The following is a 20,336-nucleotide window of genomic DNA, read 5'->3' as shown; positions in this document are numbered from 1 at the left end:
GGGCCTGGGTGCTTTGTCCTGCCGCCGTTTCAGCGCACAGAAACCTCGACGCGACGATTTCTCGGCTCTTGCGTATTGTCTGGCGTCTTGACCAGTTGGTTACGTTCGCCATGCGACTCAACCGTCAGTTCGCGAGCTTTCAAGCCTTTTTCCTTGAGCATTTCCGCCACGGCCTTGGCACGTTTCAGGGAAAGTGCCTCGTTGGTCTTGTCATTGCCCGCCGTATCGGTGTGACCAATGACTGAAATATCGGGGGCCGGGCGTGTGTTTGCATCCTCAAGAATCTTGGCAAGCAAGGCCAGCGACTCCTTGGTCAGCTTGATGCCGCCACTCTCGAAGTAGAGCAGGAAGTGCGCCGGCAATTTGGGGCGAGCCGCCATGGCATCGCCAAAATCCTTTTCGAGTTTGACCAGATCGACGGCAACCGGCGGTGCCGAACCATCGGCTGGAACAGCGTGGCGTGCAGTGCTGATGACCTGCTCACCCTTTTGTCCCTTGACGATAACCTGCCCCGTCGTACCATCCGGACTCTCCAGCAGGACAACATAGGATTTCGGGGCGCAGGCGGTCAGGGCAAGAATGCACGAACCGGCCAGAAAGCATTTGATAAGTTTGGTCGGCATGGCTTACTCCTCGACCTTGACCAGAAACTGGGTTCCCCGAACCCCGATCGAACCGCTGGGCGTCGCAATCGTCACGGCGTCCGGCTTGAGCTTGGCAATCACGCCGGACACATAATTCAGGCTGCCCTTGCCCAGCTTGCTGCCCATTTTCAATTTACCCTGGGCCGGTGCGTAGAGATATTCATCAACCGTCAATTCGCTGTCGGCGCCGAGCGACATCATGGTTTCATCCTTGAAAGTCACGCCCATGCTGCTTTTCGGGCCCGTCTTGAGCTTGCTGCCGAGCATGACCGGCGTGCCAACCTCGGCCTTGACCTGCTTGCCGGCCGTCGTGACGCTTGCCTCGCCTGTCACAGTTTTGACATAAGCAATCACCGCATCGTCTGCCCAGACAGAAAAAGCGGAAAACAGGATCAATACAAAAGCAAGAATATGCCGCATGGCATCCTCCATGGATTAGCAAACCAGCCGCCGGCCAAGCATCAACAGCTCGCGTATGGCAAACGGCATATTCAACAACAGCATGATTATGCACATTTCACATTGTTTCGCCATCAGATCAATTCGCCGGACAGGGCACAAGTCGCTCCGAGCCGCTAAAATTGGCTCATGAACGAAATCCGTATCGACCCCAGCCAGCACTCTCCTTTGGGCAAAGCCACGGCCTACCAGGCTGAATACGCCCCCGAACTGCTTTTCCCCATCCCACGCCAGATCAAGCGTGACGAGTTGGGTATCGGCCCCGGCCCCCTGCCCTTTGTCGGCGAAGACCTGTGGAATGCCTACGAACTTTCCTGGCTCAACCCGAAAGGCAAGCCGGTCGTCGCCCTCGCCACCTTCCGGGTCCCAGCTGACAGTCCATACCTGATCGAGTCGAAATCATTCAAGCTCTACCTCAATTCGCTCAACCAAACACGCTTCGATTCGACCGAAACGCTGGCCGCTACCCTGGCAAACGACCTCTCGGCCGCTGCCGGCGCGACAATCAGCGTCAAAATTGACGAACTGGGTAGTCGACCACAAGTCGAGGTCGGTTATCCGCAAGGCGAATTGCTCGACACCCTGGACATTGCCTGCGACAGTTACCAGCCGATGCCAGAAGCGCTTGCCACGGTCGACGGCCCGATTATTGAAGAAACGCTGTATTCGCACCTGCTCAAATCGAATTGCCTGGTCACCGGCCAGCCGGACTGGGCCATGGTCGTCATCCGCTATCGCGGCAAACCGATCGACCGCGCCGGCCTGTTGCGCTACATCATTTCCTTCCGCGGCCACAACGAGTTTCACGAACAGTGCGTCGAGCGCATTTATACCGACCTCGAGCGTCAATGCGCGCCACAGTCGCTGGCCGTCCATGCTCGCTACACCCGGCGCGGCGGACTGGACATCAACCCGTTCAGAAGCAGCGGCGAATTTCCGGCGCCGGGCAACCAGCGCGAAGTTCGCCAATAAAAAAGGGAGGTCGCGGTCGACCTCCCTTGTTATGTCAATTTGACTGGCTCAGGCGGCTTCAGCCATCGGCACCAGGAAATCCTTGCTGATCCCGTCACCCAGCGCGTAGATGCGGTCCATGAAATCGGTCAGCCACTTGTGCAAGCCTTCGGCCAGGATATCCTCGACCCGGGCGTAGTGCAGTTGGGCGTGCAGCAAGCCGGCCTGGCGCTGCGTTTCGCCGGAATGACTGTTGGCGATCAACTCAAGGTTCTTGACCACGCCATTCATGCAGAAATGCAGGGAGCGCGGCATGTCGTTGCGCAGGATCAATAGCTCGGTGACGCGTTCCGGCGTGATGACGTCGCGGTAAACCTTGCGATAGACCTCGAAAGCGGACACCGAACGGAGCAAAGCCCCCCACTGGTAAAAGTCGGTTGCCCCTTCGTCACCGTGCGGCCGCAGGACGTGATATTTGATATCGAGAATGCGCGCCGTATTGTCCGCCCGCTCCAGCAGCGTCCCCAGGCGAATGAAGTGGAAGGCTTCGTCCTGCAACAAGGTTCCGATCGTCACGCCGCGCGACAGCGAGGAGCGCATCTTGACCCAGTCGAAGAACTCGCCGATGCCGGCGTTGAGAATCTGCTCGAAACTCTTTTCGCGCGCCTCCAGCCAGGTTGAATTCAGCGTTTCCCACATTTCACTGGTCACCGTGCCACGCACGGCATGGGCATTCTCGCGTGCCAGGCGCAGGCAACTGTAGATCGACGAATAATTGTTCGGATCTGTGACCATGAAACGCAGCACATTTTCGGCGTTGACCGTGTCGTAATGCTCGGCATAGGCCGTTTCCAGACTGTTCAGCGCGATGATCGCATTCCAGTTCTGGTTGGCTGCATCGAGCGATTGCGGGACGAGCGACATTTGCCAGGTGACATCGAGCAAACGGGCGAGGTTCTCGGCCCGTTCGATATAGCGGGACATCCAGAACAGGTGGTCGGCAGTACGTGAAAGCATGATCAGTCCTCCAGAATCCAGGTGTCTTTGGTACCGCCACCCTGAGATGAATTGACGACGAGGGAGCCCTCGGTCAGCGCAACGCGCGTCAAGCCGCCCGGCACCATGTTCACGCACTGCCCGGAAGACAACACGAAGGGGCGCAGGTCGAGGTGACGCGGCGCCACACCGGCCTCGACGAAAGTCGGGCAATTGGACAAGGCGAGCGTCGGCTGCGCAATGTAGCCATCCGGTTTGGCGATCAGCAGCTGGCGGAAACGCTCGATTTCATCCTTGCTTGCGGCCGGACCGACCAGCATGCCGTAGCCACCGGCACCATGCACTTCCTTGACGACCAGCTTGGGCAGATTGGCCAGCACATAAGACAGCTCGTCCGGCTTGCGGCACATATAGGTCGGCACATTGTTCAGCGTCGGTTCTTCGCCGAGATAGAAGCGAATCATCTCCGGCACATAGGGGTAGATCGACTTGTCGTCAGCCACACCGGTCCCGATGGCATTGGCCAGCGTCACATTACCCGCCTGATAGGCACGCAGGATGCCGGGCACGCCGAGGGCGGAATCAGCCCGGAAAACGAGCGGATCAAGGAAGTCATCGTCGATTCGGCGATAGATCACATCGACACGCTGTGGACCCTGCGTCGTCTGCATGTAGACGACTTCATCCTTGACGAAGAGATCGCGCCCTTCAACCAGCTCGACGCCCATCTGCTGAGCCAGGAAAGTGTGTTCGAAATAGGCGCTGTTATACGCGCCGGGTGTCAGCACGACGACTGTCGGGTCGCTCACGCCATTCGGCGCCACGGCACGCAGTTTTTCGAGCAACAGGTCGGGATAATGCTGAACCGGGGCCACCTTGTGCTTGGCGAACAACTCGGGGAAGAGCCGCATCATCATCTTGCGGTCTTCGAGCATGTAGGAAACACCGGAAGGAACGCGCAGATTGTCTTCGAGTACGTAAAACTCGCCGGCGCCGGCCCGCACGATATCGACACCGGCAATGTGGGCATACACCCCCCCCGGCACATCGACGCCCTTCATGATCGGGCGATACTGGGCATTGTTCAGGATCTGCTCTGCAGGAATCTTGCCCGCCTTGAGGATTTCCTGATCATGGTAGATATCGTGCAGGAACATGTTCAGCGCCTTGACCCGCTGGCGCAGCCCTGCCTGCATGGCCTTCCATTCGGCCGAAGGAATGATGCGCGGAATGATGTCGAAGGGAATCAGCCGCTCTTTGCCGGCTTCTTCACCGTAGACCGCGAAAGTAATGCCGACCCGGTGGAAGGCCAGATCCGCCTCGGCCCGCTTTCGGGCAATACGCTCCGGCGGCGTCGCCTTCAGCCATTCATCGTAACCCTGATAGTGGGCTCGTACGCCACCATTGGCGTCGATCATTTCGTTGTAGAAGTTCATAGTGGGCTCTTCGCTGAGGATGCTCTCATTAGTGATTCAGCAGGTTCCATGCCACTGTCAAAAACATTGATAAATCAGTGCATTAGAATTCAAAGCCGGAGACTGATGCCCCATGGCAGTGCGCGCACAGATCAAACTGGTGCAAATAAAAAACCCGCCGGATCGCTCCGGCGGGTTTTGGGTAAAGCAGCTTACTGGAGCGATCAGGCGCGTTCGAAGATAACCGCGATACCTTGACCACCACCGATACACATCGTGACCAGTGCGTACTTGCCGCCGACGCGTTCCAGTTCGTACAGCGCCTTGGTGGCGATGAAAGCACCGGAACAACCGACCGGGTGGCCAAGCGCGATGGCGCCGCCGTTCGGGTTGGTCTTGGCCGGGTCGAGACCGAGCAGCTTGGAAACAGACAGAGCCTGAGCCGCGAAAGCTTCGTTCGACTCGATAACATCCATCTGGTCGAGCGTCAGGCCAGCCTTCTTCAGTGCCAGCTTGGTGGCCGGAACCGGACCTTCGCCCATCACATCGTTCGGCACGCCGGCAACAGCGTAGGAAGCGATACGAGCCATGGCCTTCTGACCGGCCTTGGCAGCCACGTCAGCAGCAGCCAACACGAAGAAGGCAGCGCCGTCGTTGATACCGGAAGCATTACCCGCGGTGACGGTACCGTCCTTCTTGAAAGCCGGCTTCATCTTGGCCAGGGATTCCAGGGTGGTACCGGCCTTGACGTATTCGTCGGTGTCAAACACCACTTCGCCCTTGCGGGTTTGCTTGACGATAGGCACGATCTGCGACTTGAAGTGGCCGGCAGCGATGGCGGCAGCAGCACGACGCTGCGATTCGACAGCGAAGGCATCCTGGGCTTCACGGGTAATACCGTGCTTGGCAGCCAGGTTTTCTGCGGTGATACCCATGTGGCCAACGCCAAACGGGTCAGTCAGCACGGCAACCATCGAGTCAACTGCCTTGGTGTCACCCATACGGGCGCCGGAACGCAGTGCCGGCATCAGGTAGGCGGCCTTGGACATGACTTCGACGCCACCGCCGATACCGTAGTCGGCATCACCCAGCATGACGTTCTGGGCGGTGGTGACAATGCCTTGCAGGCCGGAAGCGCACAGGCGGGAAACCTGCATGGCGACGGAGTCCATCGACAGACCGGCCTGGATGGAGGCGACGCGGGAAACGTAAGCGTAACGGGAGTCGGTCGGCATCGTCGTGCCAACGGTTACATAATTGATTTGCTGCGGATCAACGTTGGAACGGGCAACCGCTTCCTTCATGACGATACCGGCCAGTTCGGTCGATTCGAAATCAGCCAGGGCACCACCAAAAGAACCAATCGGGGAACGAACTGCACTCAGAACGACAACATCTCTGCTCATGTAAACCTCCTGAAAAGAATTATTCAGCCCACCAGACTGGCAAGCCCCAACAAAAACAGCAACAACATCCACAGCACCGTAGCTCGCCAGACGAGACCGACGGCACTTTGCATGAAATCCACATCGGCCGGATCACCCAGACCAAGTTCGGCACGGTCGGAAACCTCGCCGTCATCGACCACTGGCCGACCAAGCTGCACACCGAGCGCACCGGCACCGGCGGCCAGAACGATACCGAGATCACGGTCCGGCCACTGACCCGCCTGAGTACGCCAGCAATAAGCGGCATCCTCGAAATCGCCCACAATGGCGAAGGCTGCAGCAGTTGCGCGAACGGGCAACCACTCGATCATACCGAAAACCTGTCGTGAGAACACGGAGAAATCATTCCCTTCGACTAGATGGTTCTTCTTCCACTGGACATAAACGATGGCGGAGATACGGTAAAGAACCGCTCCGCACGGGCCTGGCAGCAAGACAAACCAGAGCAGCACGGCAAAAACGTGGCGATGCGAAGCGGCCAATGCGCCCTCGATCGACAATCGGGCAATATCTTCCGAGCCAAGACCATCCGTCGAGCGCCCCTGCCACTGGGCGAGCAGGCTGCGCGCCCGCTCAAGCTCACCCAACCGCAAAGCGAGCTGGATTTCAGTGTAATGGTGGCTGAACTGGCGAAAGCCCATTGTCAGGTAAAGCACACCCACATTGAAACCCAAAGCAAACAAGGGATTCAGTGAGTACAACAGGCCATAAAGCAGGGCAACCAGCCCGACCGGGAGCAAGACAGCCAGACACCAGGCCAGGACGCCGTGGCGATAAGCGCCGGCATTACAACGCGATTCGACAAAATCAGCCCACGCGGCAAGCGGGTCGGCAACCACGCGACGATAATGCAGGGGCTGTAGCTGTTCGATGAGGAAAACGGCGATCAGCGAGAGAAGGCTCATGGGGGACGAAAAATGCCGTATTCGGCTTATTTTCTTGTGCTAAAACGCCACGATACCACAAGCTCAGGCCGGATGCAGGCCAAGCCGGGCGGTCAGGGAGCGGATCATGCCGGCCGTAGCTCCCCAAATGAAATACTCTCCGTACGGCATGGCAAAAAAGTGACGCAAGGCCCCACGGTAGTGCAGAGAATGACGCTGATGATTGGCCGGGTCGAGTAAAAAGGCCAACGGCACCTCAAAGACCTCGGCAACTTCGAAAGGATCGGGGGCCAAATCGAATGGCGGTTGCACGAGGCCAACCACGGGAATAACCCTGAACCCTGTCCCTGTCCGATATTCCGGCAGGAATCCGAGGATTTCGATTTTCTCGCGCGTCAGCCCGATTTCTTCTTCCGTTTCTCGCAAGGCCGTATCGGCCGGCGACAAATCATCGTCTTCGACCCGTCCGCCAGGAAAGCTGATCTGCCCGGCATGATCCTTGAGATGAGCCGTGCGCTGGGTCAGCAGCACGGTGTAGCCGGTGGCATGCGTAACAATCGGCACAAGCACCGCCGCCGGGGTTAGCGGCTGATCCTCGGCGCCATCTTCGACAACGAAGTGACCAGACTGCGCCTCAGGCAGCAAACTGGCCCGCAAATGCTCTAGATCGACACTCATGCGCCCGGCAATTCATCCTCAATTTCAGCGTTGACCGCGGACAAGGCATCCTGCAGCGTTTCTTCCGACAGGCAGTTGATCGACGTCGCCAGCATATCGGCGGCCTCGACTGCACCCACCGGCAGACGCTTGCTGTCGAGCGAAGCAATCAGCGCGGCAGAGATACCGACAACGCGCAAAATAGCCTGTCGCTCTCTCATCAGCATTTCAAGCTCTTCGCGTAAAAGCGCTATTTCCTGATCACGTTGCGGCATTTTTCTCTCCTAGAATCGTTTTTTAAGTGTCATTGTCCCGCCGTCGCGCTGCATTTCCATCCGGTTGAGGAAACTCATGCCCAGCAGCGCCGGCTGCATGTCGTGCCCCATGACCACCGCATCGACGTTGTACAAGGTGATGTCACCGACACGCACCGTATCGAGTTTCAAGCGGGTGACGGTCGTCCGGCCGTTGGCCGTACTCACTGTCCCTTGCTCCCCGCGGCTCGTATCGAGCCCGATCCGGCGAGCATCGGAAGCGCCGATGGCGATCGACGTCGCCCCAGTATCCACCATAAAGCTGAGCGATGTGCCATTAACTTGCCCGGTGGTCACGAAATGACCACGGGCATCTGCCGTCAGGCTGACTCTGCCGGAACCATCGCCCAGATTGGCACCGACGGCATGCTGACCGATGCGCAGCGGCCGCTTTTTGCCACCGACTTCGACAATCGCCTGGTCTCCCTGGATAGCGATCAACTTGACGCCATCGAGCGATTGCCCAATGGCAACAGCCTGCGGCTCGCCACCATTGATCATCAACATCGCCTTGCTACCCATCAAGCCTGCCAGGCCCACATTCTGGGCTGACGCCAAGCCTGAAAAAAATAATAAAGCGCAGGCCAGCACCGTAGAATGACGCATCACTTTTCCCGACATTTGTCCTGCCATGAAACCTGTCGCCATCTTTCGCCACTCCCCAACTGAAGGTCCGGGCTATTTTGCCATATTCCTTGAACAGCAAGGGATTCCATGGACATTGATCGCCATTGATGAAGGCGAATCCGTCCCTGCTACGGTCGACGGCTTTTCCGGCCTGTGTTTCATGGGCGGCCCGATGAGCGTGAACGACGCCCTTCCCTGGATCACCCCCGTCTGCGAACTGATTCGCCAAGCCGTTGCAAGCAATATTCCGGTCCTCGGACACTGCCTGGGTGGGCAACTGATCAGCAAAGCACTGGGCGGCGCCGTGACACGCAATCCGGCCAAGGAAATCGGCTGGAGCGAAGCCTTTGCCTCGGACAGCGATATCGCCCGACACTGGCTGGGCCGTTTTGCCAGCGAGAAGAGCACCGTGTTCCATTGGCACGGAGAAACATTCAGCCTGCCGCCAGGGGCAACGCGCCTTTTATCGACGAATTACTGCACCAACCAGATGTTTGCTCTCGGCCCCCATCTCGGGATGCAGTGCCATGTTGAAATGACGCCGGAAATGATCGCCACCTGGTGTGATGACTGGGTCAATGAAATCATCGCCGCGGGTGATCAACCCAGCGTCCAGCCACCGGCAACCATACAGGCCGAAATCAGCCAGCGCCTGCCAAGCATGCGCCAACTGTCCGAACAGCTTTACTCGGTGTGGATCAAGGGGCTGTCTCGCCAGCCCGGCTAAAAGCAAAACGGGCAGCCTGGCTGCCCATTTTTACCTGCATTTCGCGGTCGACCGCGAAATGCAGCCTTAATCGCGGAAGTTGCCGTACTTGATCGGGAAGTCGGTAATCGACTTGGTGACCAGCGCGATACAACCCTGCAGATCATCCCGCTTGGCGCCCGTGACACGCACGGTATCGCCCTGAATGGCCGCCTGGACCTTGAGCTTGCCATCCTTGATCAGCTTGACGATCTTCTTGGCCAGATCGCTGTCGATCCCATCCTTGATCTTCATTTCCTGCTTGACCTTGTTGCCTGAAACACTGACCACCTTCTGGTGATCGAGGCGCTTGACGCTCTCTTTTTCCTTCTTTTCCATGGCCGGGAAAAGCAGGTCCTTGATCTGGTCCAACTGGAAATCGGAATCGCCCCACAGGGTGATGACCTTGTCCTTCTCGTTCAACTCGACCTTGGCCGAGGTGCCCTTGAAGTCATAACGATTGTCGATCTGGCGTGCAGTCACGTCGATGGCGTTCTTCAACGCCACCAGATCCGCCTCGGAGGTGAAGTCAAAGCTCGGCATGGCGCTTACCCGAAATGACAGACGTAGTGGTAAGCATCGCCTTCAGCGACGGAAATCTCGAAGGACGAGTTGCCCGGCACATTGAAGGATTGGCCTTCGCCCCAGGTCGTCCATTCGGTTTCGCCCTTGAGCTTGACCTTGCACGAACCACCGACGCCTTCCATGATTTCCGGCGCGCCGGTGTTGAAGGTCAGTGCGGACGGCAGGATCACGCCGACCGTCTTCTTCGTACCATCGGCCAGCACCACGGTGTGGCTGACACATTTGCCATCGAAATAAACATTGGCCTTCTTGACCACGGAAACGTTGTCGTATTGCGACATTTAAATACCCCAGAGTTTTTGAATGATGCCTTTGGCGACAAAACCGACCATGCCGAAAGCCAGCACGAAGAACAGGACAAACGTCCCGGTCTTGCCAGCCTTCGACTTCCAGGCGATCTCGCCAATGATGAAGAGCATGAACAGGATGAAAGCGGCAACACCCCAGGTTGAGCCGAAATCCGCAATCTGTTCTTCGGTCAGGCCAAAAAGAGTGCTGCCTTCCATCGCTTAGGCCTTCCCGTTCTTGGCGCGCAGGTTGGCGGCAATGCGCAGGCGCAGCGCGTTGAGCTTGATGAAACCGGCCGCATCCTTCTGGTCGTAGGCACCGGCATCGTCCTCGAAGGTGGCGATGGTCGGATCGAACAGCGAATCGGTCTTGGAATCACGGCCAACGACGATAACGTTGCCCTTGTACAGCTTGACGCGAACGAAGCCGTTGACGACGCTTTGCGTGTGGTCGATCAGCGTCTGCAGCGCGATGCGTTCCGGGCTCCACCAGTAGCCGTTGTACACCAGGCTGGCGTAACGCGGCATCAGGTCGTCCTTGAGGTGGGCGACTTCGCGGTCGAGACAGACGGATTCGATGGCACGGTGGGCACGCAGCATGATCGTACCGCCCGGGGTTTCGTAGCAGCCGCGCGACTTCATGCCGACGTAGCGGTTTTCGACCAGATCGAGACGGCCGATGCCATGCTGACCACCCAGCTTGTTCAGCGTGGCAAGCACCTGGGCCGGCGTCATGCGCTGACCGTTCAGGCCGACGATGTCACCCTTCTCGTATTCGATATCGAGGTATTCGGCCTTGTCCGGCGCAGCTTCCGGGGAAACCGTCCAGCGCCACATCGACTCTTCGGCTTCAGCCGCCGGGTTTTCCAGGTGACGACCTTCGTAGGAGATGTGCAGCAGGTTGGCGTCCATCGAGTACGGCGAACCGCCCTGCTTGTGCTTCATATCGACCGGAATGCCATGTTGTTCGGCATAGGCCATCAGCTTCTCACGGGACAGCAGATCCCACTCGCGCCACGGGGCGATGACTTTGATGCCCGGCTTCAGCGCGTAGGCGCCAAGCTCGAAACGAACCTGGTCGTTACCCTTGCCGGTTGCGCCGTGCGAAATGGCATCGGCACCGGTGGCATTGACGATCTCGATCAGACGCTTGGCGATCAGCGGACGGGCAATCGAGGTACCGAGCAGGTACTCGCCTTCATAGACCGTATTGCAACGGAACATCGGGAAGACGAAGTCGCGCACGAACTCTTCGCGCAGGTCGTCGATGAAGATGTTTTCCGGCTTGATGCCGAATTGCAGCGCCTTGGCGCGTGCCGGCTCAAGTTCTTCGCCCTGGCCAAGATCGGCGGTGAAAGTCACCACTTCACACTGGTAGGTATCCTGCAGCCATTTCAGGATCACGGAGGTATCGAGACCACCGGAATAGGCCAGCACTACTTTCTTGACGTCGCTCATTTCTGTTCCCTTACTTCGTTTCAATCCTGCCCAGGAGCAGGTATTCCATTAATGCTTTTTGTACGTGCAGACGATTTTCAGCCTCATCCCAGACCACGGATTGCGGCCCGTCAATCACTTCTGCAGTGACTTCCTCGCCACGGTGGGCCGGCAGGCAGTGCATGAACACCGCACCTTCGTTGGCGATGCGCATCATGTCGCCATCGACACACCAGTCGGCAAAAGCCTTCATGCGCGCTTCGTTTTCGGCCTCGAAGCCCATCGACGTCCACACATCGGTCGTCACCAAATCGGCTCCGCGACAGGCATCCATCGGGTCGGCAAAGACCTCGTAGTGCGCAGCATTGACGCCCTTGATCAGATCAGCCTGCAGCTCGTAGCCCGGCGGGGTCGATACATTGACCTTGAAATCAAGAACCTCAGCCGCCTGCAGCCAGGTGTTGCACATATTGTTGGCATCGCCCACCCAAGCCACCGTCTTGCCCTGAATGCAGCCACGATGCTCGATGTAGGTGTAAATATCGGCCAGGATCTGGCACGGATGGTATTCGTTGGTCAGGCCATTGATCACCGGCACGCGGGAATTGGCCGCGAAACGCTCGATGATTTCCTGCTCGAAGGTACGGATCATCACGATGTCGCTCATGCGCGAAATGACCTGTGCCGCATCCTCGACCGGTTCGCCGCGTCCCAACTGGGAATCACGCGTATTCAGGTAGATCGCAGCACCACCCAACTGGTGCATGCCGGCCTCGAACGACAGACGCGTCCGGGTGCTGGCCTTTTCGAAAATCATGACCAGCGTGCGGTCGCTCAGCGGCCAGTACTTCTGGTAGGACTTGAACTGGTTCTTGATGCAGCGCGTACGTTCGAAGACGTATTCGAGTTCGTCGCGCGAAAAATCGTTGAATTGCAGGAAATGTTTGATCGCCATAATCAGGCCGCCAGGAAGTCCTTGATGAGGGGAGCAACGCGGTCAACTAGCTCGCGCGCCTCTTTTTCGCCAAAAATCAGCGCCGGCAACAAGCGAACCACCTTGTCTGCCGTGACATTGAGCAGCACACCCGCTGCCATCGCTTTTTCAACCAGTTCGCCACAGGGGCGATCCAGTTCGATACCGATCATCAGGCCATGGCCCCGAATTTCCTGGACGCCCTTGCTGCCAGCCAGTGCTTCAGCCATCAATTGCCGAATCAGCCCGCCGATACGCTCGGCATTGACCATCAGTCCATCCTGCTCGATGGTATCGATCGTCGTCAGCGCCGCCGTACAAGCCAGTGGATTACCGCCGAAAGTGGAACCGTGGTTACCCGGCCCGAACAGGCCAGCCGCCTTGCCGCTGGCCATGCAGGCACCGATCGGCACTCCGGACCCCAGGCCCTTGGCCAGGGTTGCGATATCCGGCTGAATGCCGGCATGCTGATAGCCAAACCATTTGCCGGTCCGGGCCATGCCGCACTGGACTTCATCACAGATCAACAGCCAGCCTTGTTCGTCGCACAATTTGCGCAGGCCCTTCTGGTAATCCAGAGAAGCCAGATGAATGCCACCTTCGCCCTGAACGATTTCAAGCATCACGGCAACGATGTTCTTGTTGTGTTCGGCGACCGCCTTGACGGCATCCAGGTCATCGTAAGGCACACGCACGAAGCCTGACACCAGCGGTTCGAAACCGGCCTGGGCCTTGCGATTGCCGGTCGCGGAAAGAGTTGCCATGGTCCGGCCATGGAATGCCTTTTCCATCACGATGATGGTCGGCGATTCAATCCCCTTCTTGTGCCCGTAAAAACGGGCCAGTTTAATGGCCGCTTCATTAGCTTCGCAGCCGGAATTGCAGAAAAAGATCTCCTGCATGCCGGAAACTGCGGCGAGACGCTCAGAGAGTTGTTCCTGTTCGCGAATTTGATACAAATTTGAGGTATGCAGCAGGCGTCCAGCTTGTGCAGCAATCGCCGAAACAAGTTTCGGGTGCGCATGGCCCAGCGTGGAGACAGCAATCCCGGACAAAGCATCGAGATATTCCCGACCTTCGACATCGGTCATCCGGCAGCCTTCACCGTGACTGAAAGTCACCGGCAACCGGGCATAGGTATTCATGACGTGCGACATGGTCATCGACCCCAAAAACGAAAACGGCGGCCATCGCCGCCAGAACGACTACCTCTCAAACGGGGAATATTCCCGAAAGAGTTGCAGAAAGCTGAATGTTAAGTGAAAAATAGAGCCTTGTATAGAACGACCAGACCATGCGTATTGCCATATTCAACCAGAAAGGCGGCGTTGGAAAAACAACGACTGCACTCAATCTCGGCGCTGCGCTGAACCGTGCCGGCACGCCTCCGTTGCTGCTCGACCTTGACCCCCAGGGGCATCTTTCGAGCATTCACGGCCAGGCTCCAATGGAAGCCAATCGCAGCCTGTTTGCCTTTTATCAGGACCTGCGTGGACTCGACCAACTGGAACTTGACTGGGAGCACATCGGCCAACTAATCCCCGCACACCAGCAACTGATCAAGGTCGACTCGATCTTCGGCAAGGGCCCGGCCATTCTCAACAAGCTCAGACACGGCCTGGAACAGCTCGAAAGCACCACCGCTCCACGCCACTGCATCATTGATTGCTGCCCCTACATTGGGGTCCTGGCGCTCAATGCCATTTTTGCCTGCGACCGCCTTCTGATCCCGATCTCGACGGACTATCTGTCCTTGCAGGCAGCCGACCACATTACTCGCACCCTGCAGGTACTCGAACCCGTTCTCAAACGTCGCGTCGAGCGTCGTTACCTGCTAACCAGGTTTGACCGGCGGCGACGCATGAGTGACGATGTACGCAACAAATTGCGTGAGCGCTACGGCGCCGACGTTCTCGAAACGGTGATTGCAGAAAATGTCGCTGTCGCGGAGAGCCCATCCCTGAACCAGGATGTTTTCCGCCACAATGCATCAAGCCCGGGCGCCCATGACTATAAAAACCTGCTGGCTGAACTGGTCGACCGCGGCGATTTATAGCTCAGGCTGAAATGATCAGGTCAACGACATCCTCGTAATTCAGATGGTTGCCGCGACCGAGAACGCTGGACTGCACCAGCTGGCAATCCAGAATTTCGCAATCCTTGTACATTTGACGCAATTTACAGCCAGCCTCATCTTCCGACTTGCCAAAAATGGCAACATTTTCGACGATCGCCCCGGTGCGCGTACGGATGCGGAAGTGATATTTGGTAATCGAGGAAGCCAGCATAGAACCCCCATCAGATCAAAGCGATAGGGCCAGTATATGCAACCGTTTCTGGAAAAACAACGTATCGCATTCAGGGAAAAGAAGTTTTACCCCTCAAGATGGCAAGTACGCCACAGCCGGAAGGCTTCTGCTAGAATGCGGCAACCAGAGGTCGCAACGCCCGCTAACGCAGAGTAGAACAATGACAATACAAGAATCGACCACCTTCATCATTGTTGGCCTGACCAAACAGGGACGCAAATTCCGCCCCAGCGACTGGGCCGAACGACTCTGTGGCGTGATGTCAGCCTTCGGCGCAGAACGCAAGATGAAATACTCCCCTTACGTCGGCCCAGGTGACTACAACGGCGAAAAAGCTGTTTTCGTCGATGGCCGCCTCGGCGAAATCGAGCCGATGGCTTACCGCTTCATGCTCAATTTTGCCCAGGATAACGACCTGCAAATCATCGATGGCGTCTGCTCGCTGGAAGACAAGAAAAGCACCAGCTAAAACATCGCAAGATCCGGCAAATCCAACGTTAAAACACCAGAAACAAAAAAGGCACCCGAAGGTGCCATTTTTATTTCAACCACCAGCAGGATCAGGCTGCAGCAAGTGCCTTGATCTGTGCAGACAGGCGGCTCTTGGTACGAGAAGCCTTGTTCTTGTGGATGATTTTCTTGTCAGCGATGCGATCAAGCACGGCGACGGAGGTCTGGAAGACACCCTGAGCGGCGGCCTTGTCACCGGCTTCGATTGCCTGACGAACACGCTTGATCGCGGTACGCAGGGTCGAACGCAGGCTGGCGTTGTGGGAGCGCTGCTTGTCAGCTTGACGGGCGCGCTTGCGGGCTTGTGCGCTATTGGCCATAAAGTTTCCGAAAGACGGTGAAAAGTAAAACGAGGATTATAGAGTAAAACCGGATCGACAATCAAGCAAAAAATCACAGCTGGATGTTCGCATTGAAGTGATGCCAATCCATCCCGGACGAGAAAACCGCCCTCCCTCAACCAGCAAGCAATTCCTTCGGCAAGGGGAACGACACCCCCTCCTCGACACCCGCCAATTGCTCAACAGAGGCCCCGGTCAGCAGCTTGACGCGGTCTACCACGCGTTCGACGAGAATTTCCGGGGCGGAAGCGCCTGCGGTCACGCCAACCCGTGATTTGCCGAGCAGCCAATCGGCCGAAATTTCCTCCGGCCCATCGACCAGGTAGGCATCAACCCCACGAGCCAGTGCGACTTCCTTGAGACGACGGGAATTGGAGCTGTTCGGACTGCCGACAACGATCAGCATGTCACACTGCTCGGTCAGCGCCTTGACGGCATCCTGACGATTTTGCGTCGCGTAACAAATATCATCCTTTTTCGGCCCCTGAACCTCCGGGAACTGAGCCCTGAGGGCATCAATCACAACCGAGGCATCATCAACCGACAGGGTCGTCTGGGTCACAAAGGAAAGCTGCTCCGGTGAATTGACCTTGAGACGACGGACATCGTCCGCCGTTTCCACCAGATACATACCATCCTTGCTCTGCCCCATGGTTCCCTCGACTTCGGGATGCCCCTTGTGGCCGATCATGACCACCTCGCGGGCCTGGTGGCGCATCTTGCCGACCTCGACGTGCACCTTGGTGACCAAAGGACACGTTGCATCAAACACTTTGAGCCCGCGCGTTTCAGCCTCGTCGCGCACGGCCTTTGAAACACCATGGGCACTGAAAATCACCGTGCTGCCGGACGGCACTTCATTGAGCTCCTCGATGAATACGGCGCCTTTGGCGCGCAAGTCATCGCAGACGAACTTGTTATGCACGACTTCATGCCGCACATAGATCGGCGCACCAAATTTCTGAAGCGCCCGTTCGACAATGGCAATGGCCCGCTCGACACCAGCACAGAAGCCACGGGGATTGGCAAGAATGACCTGCATTTACATGATTCCGATAATTTCCACCTCGAAGCGGATCGTTTTTCCAGCCATCGGGTGATTGAAGTCGAACAAACCATGCGTTGCATCCAGCTCACGCAGGAAGCCCGCAAACGTGCCGCCGTTAGGGGCGGTGAATTCGACGACGGAATTCTCCTTGAGTTCCATTCCGGCCGGCAGACCGGCCCGCGCAATGCGCTCGACCAGACGCGGATTATGCTGGCCGAAAGCCTCATTCGGCTCCAGTTGGAAAACAAAGCGCTCATGCGCCGGCAGTCCGACAAGGACGGACTCCAGATTTTCTGCCAACTGGCCGCTACCCATCTGCAGGGTCGCCGGGCTCATGTCGAAAGTAGACAGGAACTCCTCACCCTCAAGCGTGGTAATGCGGTAGTGCAGCGTCAGGAAGCTATCGGAACGAACGGTAGTCATCAGGTGTTTTCCCCGGTTTTCTTGGCTGCTGCGGTCAACTGCTCGACCACCAGCAAAATGGCCCCGACCGTGATGGCCGAATCGGCAACGTTGAAGGCCGGCCAGTAATAGCCGGCAACGTGCCATTGAATGAAATCGACGACCGCACCAAAACGAACGCGATCAATCACATTGCCCAGCGCGCCGCCCATCACCAGAGCCAAAGCCAGCGAAAGCAATTTGAGTTCTGGATGCTTGCGGAGCTCCAAAGCGATCCAGCCGGATACGCCGAGCGCCAGCACGGTAAAAAACCAGCGCTGCCAACCCGGCTGATCCGCCAGAAAGCTGAATGCCGCCCCCGGATTCCAGGTCAGCACCCAGTTCCAGAACGGCGCGACGTAGATCGTCTGGCCGAACTGGATGCTGTCCAGCACGACCCACTTGCTCAACTGATCAAGGATGACCACCAGTATCGCCAAGGCATACCAGCGCTTGACATCAGGCACTGCGACGCACCTCGCCCTCGCCGTTCAGGTTGCTGACGCAACGCCCGCACAAGCCGGGATGCTCGACATCGGCACCGACATCCTCGCGGACGTGCCAGCAGCGCTCGCACTTGGCATGCGCCAGCGGTGTTGCCAGCACTTGTTCGGCCTCAGCCTGGACCACCGCGGTCGACGAGCAAATAAAGACAAATTTCAGATCGTCGCCCAAAGCGGACAACGCTTCGAATTTTTCGCCGGCACAATGAATTTCAACCGCAGCCTGAAGTGCCGAACCGATCTTGCCAGCTTCGCGCTGCGCTTCCAGCGCCTTGGTGACATCGGCCCGGGCCGTGCGAACCAAGGCCCACTTGGCCAGCAAACCGGCCTCGCCTTCCGGCTTCGGCAAGTCATGCCAGAGCTGGAACATCACGGAGTCGTCAGCCTCACCACCCAGCACCTGCCAGACCTCTTCAGCCGTAAAGGCGGTAATCGGCGCCAGCAGACGGACGAAACTCTGGGTGATGTGCCACAGCGCAGATTGCGCCGAGCGACGAGCCTGCGACTTGGGTGCCGTCGTGTACAGTCGATCCTTGAGAATGTCGAGATAGAAGCCGCCAAGGTCTTCCGAACAGAAGGTTTGCAGGGCCTGGACGACACGATGGAACTCGTAGCGGTCGTAATCGGCGCGGCAAGCATCCTGCAACTGACGGGTCAGGGCCAGCGCATAGCGATCGATTTCCAGCCACTCACCGACCGGCAGCATGTCGGCCGCCGGATCGAAGTCGGACACATTGGCCAGCAGGAAACGCAGCGTATTGCGGATGCGGCGGTAGCCTTCGACAACGCGCTTGAGGATTTCATCGGAAATGGTCAGTTCGCCGGAGTAATCGGTCGACGCCGTCCACAAACGCAGGATGTCAGCACCCATCTTGTCGGAAACCTGCTGCGGCGCAATGACGTTGCCCTTCGATTTGGACATTTTGTGGCCCTTGCCATCGACCACGAAACCGTGGGTCAGCAGCGCCTTGTACGGCGCGCGGCCATCAATTGCACAACCGGAGAGCAGCGAGGACTGGAACCAGCCGCGATGCTGGTCCGAACCTTCAAGATAGAGATCGGCGACGTAACCCAGATCGGCGGCATGCGTGCCGCGCAGCACATGCCAGTGCGTCGTGCCGGAGTCGAACCAGACGTCCAGCGTATCCTTCATCTTGTTGTACTGATCAGCCTCGGCGCCGAGCAACTCGGCCGGATCGAGACTGAACCAGGCTTCGATGCCAGCCTGCTCGACGCGCAGCGCGACCTGTTCGACCAGTTCAGCCGTACGCGGATGCGGCAAGCCGGTTTCCTTGTGCAGGAAGAACGGGATCGGCACGCCCCAGTTACGCTGGCGCGAGACGCACCAGTCCGGACGGGTCTTCATCATGCCTTCGAGGCGGGCACGGCCCCAGGCTGGGAAGAACTGGGTTTCATCAACGGCGCGCTCGGCAATCCAGCGCAGCGTCGGCTCGGATTCGCTCTTGCGGTTTTCCATGCCGATGAACCACTGCGTCGTGGCGCGGAAAATGATCGGCGTCTTGTGGCGCCAGCAGTGCGGGTAGCTGTGCTGGATTTTCTCTTGTTTGAGCAGTCGACCGCGCAATTCGAGTTCCTGCAGGACCAGCGGATTGGCTTGCCAGACGGTCAGACCGGCCAACGCACCAACCGACAGCGCCGGCGTGTTGCCGAGGAACTTGCCGTCGTTACCGACCGGGTTGTTCACCGGCAGGCCATATTTCCGGCCGATGTTGTAGTCGTCCACACCATGCGCCGGCGCCGTATGCACCAGGCCGGTACCGGCCTCGGTCGTCACGTGCGTACCGCAGATGATCGCCACGTCGCGTTCCTGGAACGGATGCTTGAGCAGAATCTGGTCGAGCTTGTCGCCGGTCGTCGAGGCAACCGTCGTACCTTCCAGCGCATAGCGCTTGAGCGCCGACTCAGCCAGTTCACGCACCAGGATCAGCGCGCCCTTTTCGGTTTCGATCAGGTCGTAGGTCAATTCCGGATGCACGCTGACCGCTTCGTTGGCCGGCAGCGTCCACGGCGTTGTCGTCCAGATCACGGCAAAAGCCGGGCCGCGCAAATGCGTCAGGCCAAAAGCCTTGGCCAGCTTTTCGGCATGATTGGCATGCACTTCGAAAGCCACATCGATCGCCGGCGAAGTCTTGTCTTCGTACTCGACTTCTGCCTCGGCCAGCGCCGAACCACAGTCCAGACACCAGTTCACCGGCTTCAGGCCCTGATACAAATAGCCTTGCTCGAGAATCTTGCCGAGCGCACGGATTTCACCGGCTTCGGCTGCGTAATTCATCGTCAGGTAAGGATTACCCCAGTCACCCAGCACACCAAGGCGGATGAAATCCTTTTTCTGGCGCTCGACCTGCTCGGCCGCATAGGCACGCGACAATTCGCGAACCTTGTCGGCCGGAATGGCCTTGCCATGCAGCTTTTCAATCTGATGTTCGATCGGCAGGCCGTGACAGTCCCAGCCCGGCACGTAAGGGGCATCAAAGCCGGACAAGGTTTTCGAGCGAACGATAATGTCCTTCAAAACCTTGTTGACCGCATGACCGATGTGAATATCGCCATTGGCATAAGGCGGACCATCGTGCAGCACGAAACGCGGCCGACCGGCGCTGATCTCGCGAATGCGCTGATAAAGCTTCTTTTCCTGCCACAGGGCAACCCATTGCGGCTCCCGCTTGGGCAGATCGCCACGCATCGGGAAAGCCGTATCCGGCAGGTTCAGGGTATCTTTGTAATCAGCCATTTTGCAT

The 20,336-nt window shown here is 58.0% G+C and carries 25 protein-coding genes; 4 read left to right on the top strand and 21 right to left on the bottom strand.

The window, feature by feature from the left end:
• Positions 1-29: 29 nt before the first annotated feature.
• Together KI614_RS05125 and KI614_RS05120 are read right to left on the bottom strand one after the other, a co-directional pair.
• Positions 30-623, bottom strand: a complete 594-nt coding sequence (locus tag KI614_RS05125; RefSeq protein WP_226408331.1) for an OmpA family protein — start codon at positions 621-623, stop codon at positions 30-32.
• A gap of 3 nt (positions 624-626) precedes the next feature.
• On the bottom strand, positions 627-1,064 hold the full coding sequence (locus tag KI614_RS05120; protein WP_226408330.1) for a FecR domain-containing protein: 438 nt from the start codon (positions 1,062-1,064) through the stop codon (positions 627-629).
• Positions 1,065-1,232: 168 nt separating this feature from the next.
• On the opposite strand from KI614_RS05120, the gene queF reads away from it, so the two are divergent.
• The gene (gene queF / locus KI614_RS05115) at positions 1,233-2,075 is read left to right on the top strand and encodes an NADPH-dependent 7-cyano-7-deazaguanine reductase QueF (RefSeq protein WP_226408329.1); all 843 of its coding nucleotides are present in this window, start codon (positions 1,233-1,235) and stop codon (positions 2,073-2,075) included.
• A gap of 48 nt (positions 2,076-2,123) precedes the next feature.
• Here the strand turns inward: queF and KI614_RS05110 are convergent, their stop codons facing one another.
• The 7 genes from KI614_RS05110 to KI614_RS05080 form a co-directional block, all read right to left on the bottom strand.
• A complete protein-coding gene (locus KI614_RS05110; protein WP_226408328.1) occupies positions 2,124-3,071 on the bottom strand; it encodes an alpha-E domain-containing protein in 948 nt (315 codons plus the stop codon).
• A 2-nt stretch (positions 3,072-3,073) separates the two neighbouring features.
• Entirely contained in the window at positions 3,074-4,486 is a 1,413-nt protein-coding gene (locus tag KI614_RS05105; RefSeq protein ID WP_226408327.1) for a circularly permuted type 2 ATP-grasp protein, read from the bottom strand.
• Positions 4,487-4,689: 203 nt separating this feature from the next.
• Positions 4,690-5,871, bottom strand: a complete 1,182-nt coding sequence (locus KI614_RS05100) for an acetyl-CoA C-acyltransferase family protein (protein WP_226408326.1) — start codon at positions 5,869-5,871, stop codon at positions 4,690-4,692.
• Positions 5,872-5,894: 23 nt separating this feature from the next.
• Positions 5,895-6,818: a CobD/CbiB family protein gene (locus KI614_RS05095; RefSeq protein WP_226408325.1), complete on the bottom strand. Its 924-nt coding sequence runs from the start codon at positions 6,816-6,818 to the stop codon at positions 5,895-5,897.
• Between the two features lie 63 nt (positions 6,819-6,881).
• Positions 6,882-7,475 (bottom strand): CoA pyrophosphatase, encoded by a 594-nt coding sequence (locus KI614_RS05090; protein WP_226408324.1) that lies wholly within the window; start codon positions 7,473-7,475, stop codon positions 6,882-6,884.
• Positions 7,472-7,729 carry a hypothetical protein gene (locus tag KI614_RS05085; protein ID WP_203469024.1) on the bottom strand — a complete coding sequence of 86 codons (258 nt, stop codon included), beginning with the start codon at positions 7,727-7,729 and terminating at the stop codon, positions 7,472-7,474. Before KI614_RS05085 ends, KI614_RS05090 begins: the two co-directional genes overlap by 4 nt.
• 9 nt (positions 7,730-7,738) lie before the next feature.
• Positions 7,739-8,290, bottom strand: a complete 552-nt coding sequence (locus KI614_RS05080; protein ID WP_226408323.1) for a TIGR02281 family clan AA aspartic protease — start codon at positions 8,288-8,290, stop codon at positions 7,739-7,741.
• A 109-nt stretch (positions 8,291-8,399) separates the two neighbouring features.
• Here KI614_RS05080 and KI614_RS05075 point away from each other — a divergent pair, with 109 nt between their 5' ends.
• Complete coding sequence (locus tag KI614_RS05075; RefSeq protein WP_226408322.1) at positions 8,400-9,122, top strand: type 1 glutamine amidotransferase; 723 nt, start codon at positions 8,400-8,402, stop codon at positions 9,120-9,122.
• A 66-nt stretch (positions 9,123-9,188) separates the two neighbouring features.
• Here the strand turns inward: KI614_RS05075 and KI614_RS05070 are convergent, their stop codons facing one another.
• The 6 genes from KI614_RS05070 to KI614_RS05045 are packed head-to-tail and all read right to left on the bottom strand — an operon-like array spanning position 9,189 to position 13,579.
• Positions 9,189-9,683 (bottom strand): YajQ family cyclic di-GMP-binding protein, encoded by a 495-nt coding sequence (locus KI614_RS05070; RefSeq protein WP_226408321.1) that lies wholly within the window; start codon positions 9,681-9,683, stop codon positions 9,189-9,191.
• 5 nt (positions 9,684-9,688) lie between these two features.
• The gene (locus KI614_RS05065; protein ID WP_203469021.1) at positions 9,689-10,006 is read right to left on the bottom strand and encodes a pyrimidine/purine nucleoside phosphorylase; all 318 of its coding nucleotides are present in this window, start codon (positions 10,004-10,006) and stop codon (positions 9,689-9,691) included.
• Positions 10,007-10,231 carry a DUF2788 domain-containing protein gene (locus KI614_RS05060; RefSeq protein WP_203469020.1) on the bottom strand — a complete coding sequence of 75 codons (225 nt, stop codon included), beginning with the start codon at positions 10,229-10,231 and terminating at the stop codon, positions 10,007-10,009.
• A 3-nt stretch (positions 10,232-10,234) separates the two neighbouring features.
• On the bottom strand, positions 10,235-11,470 hold the full coding sequence (locus KI614_RS05055) for an argininosuccinate synthase (RefSeq protein ID WP_203469019.1): 1,236 nt from the start codon (positions 11,468-11,470) through the stop codon (positions 10,235-10,237).
• Between the two features lie 10 nt (positions 11,471-11,480).
• Entirely contained in the window at positions 11,481-12,404 is a 924-nt protein-coding gene (gene argF, locus KI614_RS05050; RefSeq protein ID WP_371810509.1) for an ornithine carbamoyltransferase, read from the bottom strand.
• A 2-nt stretch (positions 12,405-12,406) separates the two neighbouring features.
• Positions 12,407-13,579, bottom strand: a complete 1,173-nt coding sequence (locus KI614_RS05045) for an aspartate aminotransferase family protein (RefSeq protein ID WP_226408320.1) — start codon at positions 13,577-13,579, stop codon at positions 12,407-12,409.
• Positions 13,580-13,716: 137 nt separating this feature from the next.
• Here KI614_RS05045 and KI614_RS05040 point away from each other — a divergent pair, with 137 nt between their 5' ends.
• Positions 13,717-14,478, top strand: a complete 762-nt coding sequence (locus KI614_RS05040; RefSeq protein ID WP_226408319.1) for a ParA family protein — start codon at positions 13,717-13,719, stop codon at positions 14,476-14,478.
• A gap of 1 nt (position 14,479) precedes the next feature.
• On the opposite strand, the gene KI614_RS05035 is transcribed toward KI614_RS05040, so the two are convergent.
• Positions 14,480-14,710: a hypothetical protein gene (locus KI614_RS05035; RefSeq protein ID WP_226408318.1), complete on the bottom strand. Its 231-nt coding sequence runs from the start codon at positions 14,708-14,710 to the stop codon at positions 14,480-14,482.
• Positions 14,711-14,891: 181 nt separating this feature from the next.
• On the opposite strand from KI614_RS05035, the gene KI614_RS05030 reads away from it, so the two are divergent.
• Complete coding sequence (locus KI614_RS05030; protein WP_226408317.1) at positions 14,892-15,200, top strand: DUF3579 domain-containing protein; 309 nt, start codon at positions 14,892-14,894, stop codon at positions 15,198-15,200.
• A 91-nt stretch (positions 15,201-15,291) separates the two neighbouring features.
• On the opposite strand, the gene rpsT is transcribed toward KI614_RS05030, so the two are convergent.
• From rpsT to ileS, 5 genes are all read right to left on the bottom strand, one after another.
• Complete coding sequence (rpsT, locus tag KI614_RS05025) at positions 15,292-15,561, bottom strand: 30S ribosomal protein S20 (RefSeq protein ID WP_203469014.1); 270 nt, start codon at positions 15,559-15,561, stop codon at positions 15,292-15,294.
• Positions 15,562-15,697: 136 nt separating this feature from the next.
• Positions 15,698-16,624 carry a 4-hydroxy-3-methylbut-2-enyl diphosphate reductase gene (ispH, locus tag KI614_RS05020; RefSeq protein ID WP_226408315.1) on the bottom strand — a complete coding sequence of 309 codons (927 nt, stop codon included), beginning with the start codon at positions 16,622-16,624 and terminating at the stop codon, positions 15,698-15,700.
• Positions 16,625-17,053 carry an FKBP-type peptidyl-prolyl cis-trans isomerase gene (locus KI614_RS05015; RefSeq protein ID WP_226408313.1) on the bottom strand — a complete coding sequence of 143 codons (429 nt, stop codon included), beginning with the start codon at positions 17,051-17,053 and terminating at the stop codon, positions 16,625-16,627.
• Positions 17,053-17,538, bottom strand: a complete 486-nt coding sequence (lspA, locus tag KI614_RS05010) for a signal peptidase II (protein ID WP_226408311.1) — start codon at positions 17,536-17,538, stop codon at positions 17,053-17,055. Before lspA ends, KI614_RS05015 begins: the two co-directional genes overlap by 1 nt.
• Positions 17,531-20,329, bottom strand: coding sequence for an isoleucine--tRNA ligase (ileS, locus tag KI614_RS05005; protein WP_226408309.1), 2,799 nt, complete (start codon positions 20,327-20,329; stop codon positions 17,531-17,533). The genes lspA and ileS overlap by 8 nt, the downstream gene beginning before the upstream one ends.
• Positions 20,330-20,336: the final 7 nt, after the last annotated feature.

It is taken from the genome of Dechloromonas denitrificans (assembly GCF_020510665.1).
GTDB lineage: Bacteria > Pseudomonadota > Gammaproteobacteria > Burkholderiales > Rhodocyclaceae > Azonexus > Azonexus denitrificans_B.
Note: the sequence above shows the minus strand (reverse complement) of the source record. Positions and strands in the feature narration are given on the sequence as shown.